The sequence below is a fragment of the Psychrobacillus sp. genome, from assembly GCF_056205495.1.
In genome coordinates, this window is record NZ_JBAEAP010000396.1 from 1 (window position 1) to 3,700 (window position 3,700).

The 3,700-nt window shown below is 41.0% G+C and carries 5 protein-coding genes; 3 read left to right on the forward strand and 2 right to left on the reverse strand.

What is annotated here, in order from left to right:
* Positions 1-526, reverse strand: a 526-nt coding sequence (locus tag AC06OU_RS11700) for a serine hydrolase domain-containing protein (protein WP_475855963.1), incomplete at its 3' end; no start/stop codon positions are given.
* 82 nt (positions 527-608) lie between these two features.
* The gene (locus tag AC06OU_RS11705; RefSeq protein ID WP_475855965.1) at positions 609-1,550 is read right to left on the reverse strand and encodes a bile acid:sodium symporter family protein; all 942 of its coding nucleotides are present in this window, start codon (positions 1,548-1,550) and stop codon (positions 609-611) included.
* 92 nt (positions 1,551-1,642) lie between these two features.
* On the opposite strand from AC06OU_RS11705, the gene AC06OU_RS11710 reads away from it, so the two are divergent.
* Genes AC06OU_RS11710 through AC06OU_RS11720 form a run of 3 tightly spaced genes read left to right on the forward strand, consistent with a single transcriptional unit; the run spans position 1,643 to position 3,621 of the window.
* Complete coding sequence (locus tag AC06OU_RS11710) at positions 1,643-2,452, forward strand: alpha/beta fold hydrolase (protein ID WP_475855966.1); 810 nt, start codon at positions 1,643-1,645, stop codon at positions 2,450-2,452.
* A 21-nt stretch (positions 2,453-2,473) separates the two neighbouring features.
* Positions 2,474-3,235, forward strand: coding sequence for a hypothetical protein (locus tag AC06OU_RS11715; RefSeq protein ID WP_475855968.1), 762 nt, complete (start codon positions 2,474-2,476; stop codon positions 3,233-3,235).
* Between the two features lie 20 nt (positions 3,236-3,255).
* A complete protein-coding gene (locus tag AC06OU_RS11720; protein WP_475855970.1) occupies positions 3,256-3,621 on the forward strand; it encodes a hypothetical protein in 366 nt (121 codons plus the stop codon).
* Positions 3,622-3,700 lie beyond the last annotated feature (79 nt).

Here is a 3,700-nt window from a genome sequence, read left to right on the forward strand (position 1 = left end):
CTGGTTCACCAAGCAGGTCGAAGTCTTGTTTTGCAATGTAATTAAGTAACTCCTCATACGTGTCAATCGCTGGCTCTGGGTTGTTCACTAGGTCTAGACCATAATCCTTTGCGGATGGATCCTGATCGATACTACGCTTCCTTGCATAGACATGAGTTGCAATTGGCGGAAGACCTGATGTATGAGTCATCAAATGATGTATTGTAATTCTCTTGGATTTTTCTTCGTCCTGCGTTCGAAAATCTGGTAAATACTTAACCACCTCGTCATGGACAGACAGTTTACCAAGCTCCTGAAGCTGCATAATGGCTACACACGTAAAGGACTTCGTCATGGAGGCTATGCCGAAAATCGTGTCTGCATCGATGGGAAGCTGTTTTTCCACATTTCGATACCCGAAAGCTTTTTCATAGATTCGTTCATTATTTTGATTAAAAGCAATACCTACCCCAGGGATTTTGTGTTCTTTTATGAGACCCTTTGCATATTGCTCGAATTGCCCCATCATCTCTATTTTATTTACCATTTCTTATCCCCCTTTATTATCATGAAAATATTTTAGCATAATTGAACTGTCAAAAGTTGTAATTATTTGAAAATAAAAATAATTACACTTTTCCGTAGTAACGTTCAATAAAGGAGTTAAACAAGGAAGCAAGCACTTGTTGAAAGAGCATGCCAAGAACAACAGGAATAGCAACAGCTGCTGGAAAATAGGCCGTAGCTAGAACTACTCCCGCACTTATGTTGCGCATCCCTCCAGTAAAGACCATTGCAATTACCGTTTCCTTCCCCTGTCTCAACAATCTCCCCGCTGAAAAAGAAAGAACATAGCCTAAAAAAGCGATAATGATTACAACAATTCCAAGTCCTACTAAAGCAAACCCTTCCTCTAATAAAAACGGAGCAACTACTGCCCCATTTAGCATTACTACTATTCCCATGCCTACCTTAGAAAACGGAGAAAGCCTAGCACTTAAAATATCGACTACTTTGCCCTTCGTTACCTGATTTAAAATCATTCCTAAAATGGAAGGAATAACAATCGTCCAAAGAAGTCCGATCATCATACCGAGTGCATCAATCTCTACTGTTTCACCTACTAGAAGATGAAGTGTTAAAGGAACAATTACGGGTGAAAGAAGCGCTCCTAATAAAATAATCGTAAGTGCCAGCACATTATTTCCTTTTGCCACTGCAACCCATACAAAGCTAGTAATCCCTGTAGGTATAGACATTGCAAGTACTAGCCCTGTAATCGTCAGCATTTCTCCTGGAAACACGAGATGACCGATTCCAAGCGACAGCAAGGGCATAATAATATGCAAAATGGTGAACGTCACGAAGATTGGAAGTGGATGTAAAACAGCATCCTTGAAGGAAGCGAAATTTGAATTTAGGCTACCTGCAAAGGTCATAAATGCAAAAATCCATGGTATTAGCCATGCCAAATCAACAATATAATCGGATACTAATACCCCGATTACTACACTGACCGGAATAAAATAAGCCATCGTTTTTTCCAAAAATTTATTTATGCTGAGCATCATGGTCTATCAGTCTCCAATCCTAACTGTCACTAAAGAATAACCTTATGTATTTCCTCATATATTGATATATCGGATAATATAGGAGGGCTTATATGGGATATTATGTAAAGGTTGAAAAAGGTGTGAATATATACATAGAGGATATAAACCCATCAGCCGACAAGACGATTTTATTTATTCATGGCTGGCCAGCTAACCACCAAATGTTTGAGTATCAATTCAACCAACTGCCCGCACTTGGCTACCGCTGTATAGGTCTTGATTTGCGTGGCTTTGGAAAATCCTCTAACCCTTGGGAAAGTTACTCCTACAACAGAATGGCTGACGATATCCGAGTTATTATAGACACGCTACAACTGGAGAACATTACGCTTTTAGGTCATTCGATGGGTGGGGCAGTTGCCATTCGGTATATGTCTCGTTACAACGCTCATCAGGTAGATAAGCTGGCCCTAGCTGGTGCAGCTGCTCCAATGTTTACGATGCAGCCCGATTTTCCTTATGGCACCCCTATAACTGTAGTAAACGAATTAATAAGCGATACGTATAATGACCGACCAAAAATGGTGCAGGATTTCGGCAATCTCTTCTTTCACCGTCACCTGAGCGAAAGTTTTCAGCACTGGTTCCAAAATCTTTGTCTTACTGCATCTGGCCATGCAACCGCGCAATGCTTAGAAACACTGCGTGATGAAGACCTCCGAAGTGATCTTACCCGCATTCATACTCCTACACTTATCCTCCACGGCAAATGGGATTTAATCTGTCCCTACGAACTAGGAGAGCTTATGTACGTGCAAATTCAAAATTCTATGTTAGTCCCTTTTGAATATAGTGGGCATGGTTTGTTTTATGAAGAAAAAGAAAAGTTTAATGAAGAGCTTGCTAGATTTATAGGCTAGAACAAAAAAGGAGGAAGAAAGATGCAATGTCCAAATTGCAATCATGATCAAGTATCAGGAAATTATTGCTCAGATTGTGGAAACTATCTACTGAGGCATCAAAGAGAGATTATTAAGGAAGCTGCTATTGCAACAGAGGCGCCCATTGCAGTAAAAGACCACTTGGCAACTTTGAAAAACCACACAAAGCAGTATTCCAATTATTTTATGCGCCAGCTTAAAAGTCCCTCGTTAACATATAGCAAAGGAGAAAGCGAGTTCCCGAATGCTACTGTAAGTATTATTCTATTTACAGCTCTTTTCTCCTTCTCGATTTATCTTTTTGCAGTTAACCAGTACTGGAGCAATCCACCCAGCTTTTTATCAACATTTATGGAAGTTTTCTTCGTCACGTTTGTTTTAACATTAATCGCAACCCTATCCATCTTTTTTATAAATACTATATTTGGACCACAGCACTCTTTTAAAAGCATTATTAGCTTCTATGCAGGACAGCTACCGATTGTAATCATTGGCACTGCTCTATCCGTCATCCTTATGTCTTTAAAGTCTTTCGCCTTCGGGAATGGAATGCTAACCATTTGTTTATTACTAGCTGTTTTCTTCATCCCGCTTTATGTCATCAGTGCTATACTTACGAGCAAACAAGAAAACTTCGAGCCATTATATGGCTTCCTCTTATATATCGTTCTTTACTTTGCACTCTTACTCATGATTACAATGATGATTGGCAACCTAACGATTAACAGTTATGTACAAAATCTAACTTATTTGTTTAAGTGAATATAAGGCAGTGGACCGTCATGTTGATGACGGTTCTTTTTTTGTGCTTTTCCAGGTTTGCTAGTTTCCGCAAGGTTCTTGTTGATCTCTGCAAGGTTTTGATTCGTTTCCGCAAGGTTCTGCTTCTTCTCTGCAAGGTTCACCCCATCTCTGCAAAATTCTATGAAACAAGAAAAGCGGAATCGCCTGTCTCTGCCCCGACAGGCAAATGGGAAAATACGAGGAGGCAATTCCTCAGCCACCGGAGCTTTTCTCCATTTGACCCCGAGGGGCAAGGCGGTGGAGCTAGACATCAAGAAAAGCGCAAGCGCCTGTCTCTGCCCCGACAGGCAAATGGAAAAAGCGAGGAGGCAGTTCCTCAGCCACCGGAGCTTTTCTCCATTTGACCCCGAGGGGCAAGGCGGTGGAGCTAGACATCAAGAAAAGCGCACGCGCCTGTCTCTGCCCCGACAGGCAAATGGAAAA

Bases quoted from the DNA above. Each gene is read 5' to 3' on its own strand.
- AC06OU_RS11705 (WP_475855965.1), bottom strand. From the start codon at position 1,550: ATGATGCTCAGCATAAATAAATTTTTGGAAAAAACGATGGCTTATTTT.
- AC06OU_RS11710 (WP_475855966.1), top strand. From the start codon at position 1,643: ATGGGATATTATGTAAAGGTTGAAAAAGGTGTGAATATATACATAGAG.
- AC06OU_RS11715 (WP_475855968.1), top strand. From the start codon at position 2,474: ATGCAATGTCCAAATTGCAATCATGATCAAGTATCAGGAAATTATTGC.
- AC06OU_RS11720 (WP_475855970.1), top strand. From the start codon at position 3,256: ATGTTGATGACGGTTCTTTTTTTGTGCTTTTCCAGGTTTGCTAGTTTC.